Genomic DNA, 1145 nt, shown 5'->3' with positions numbered 1-1145 from the left:
TTAAGCCGACACCTCACGGCACGAGCTGACGACAACCATGCAGCACCTCGCAAACGGCTATTGCTAGAAAAGGTGTTTCCACCTCGGTCCGAATGCGTTCAAACCCGGGTAAGGTTCCTCGCGTATCATCGAATTAAACCACATGTTCCTCCGCTTGTGCGGGCCCCCGTCAATTCCTTTGAGTTTCACCGTTGCCGGCGTACTCCCCAGGTGGATCACTTAACGCTTTCGCTGTGCCGCTTACACTGTATCGCAAACAGCTAGTGATCATCGTTTACTGCGTGGACTACCAGGGTATCTAATCCTGTTTGATCCCCACGCTTTCGTGCATCAGCGTCAGTCATGGCTTGGCAGGCTGCCTTCGCAATCGGGGTTCTGCGTGATATCTAAGCATTTCACCGCTACACCACGCATTCCGCCTGCCTCAAACATACTCAAGCCCCCCAGTTTCAACGGCAATTCTATGGTTGAGCCACAGACTTTCACCGCTGACTTAAAAGGCCGCCTACGCACCCTTTAAACCCAATAAATCCGGATAACGCTCGGATCCTCCGTATTACCGCGGCTGCTGGCACGGAGTTAGCCGATCCTTATTCATAAGGTACATACAAAACGGGACACGTCCCGCACTTTATTCCCTTATAAAAGAGGTTTACGATCCATAGAACCTTCATCCCTCACGCGACTTGGCTGGTTCAGGCTTACGCCCATTGACCAATATTCCTCACTGCTGCCTCCCGTAGGAGTTTGGTCCGTGTCTCAGTACCAATGTGGGGGACCTTCCTCTCAGAACCCCTATCCATCGTCGGTTTGGTGGGCCGTTACCCCGCCAACTGCCTAATGGAACGCATGCCTATCTATCAGCGATGAATCTTTAGCAAATATCCCCATGCGGGGCCCCTGCTTCATGCGGTATTAGTCCGACTTTCGCCGGGTTATCCCCCTCTGATAGGTAAGTTGCATACGCGTTACTCACCCGTGCGCCGGTCGCCACCCGGTATTGCTACCCCCGCTGCCCCTCGACTTGCATGTGTTAAGCCTGTCGCTAGCGTTCATCCTGAGCCAGGATCAAACTCTTCGTTGTTTAAATTGTTTTATTATCCTCGCTCCGGAATCCGTTATTGTAGTCCAAAGTCATACTTCTT

Annotated in this window: 1 rRNA gene (only partly in view); it reads right to left on the bottom strand. The window is 52.3% G+C overall.

What is annotated here, in order from left to right:
- Nucleotides 1–1084 (bottom strand): 16S ribosomal RNA (locus tag DW033_RS07990) (it extends 542 nt beyond the left edge of the window).
- Between the last annotated feature and the right edge of the window lie 61 nt (nucleotides 1085–1145).

Source organism: Parabacteroides sp. AF39-10AC (assembly GCF_003635405.1).
GTDB classification, from domain to species: Bacteria; Bacteroidota; Bacteroidia; order Bacteroidales; family Tannerellaceae; genus Parabacteroides; species Parabacteroides distasonis.
This window is presented reverse-complemented; position numbering and strand designations above follow the sequence as displayed.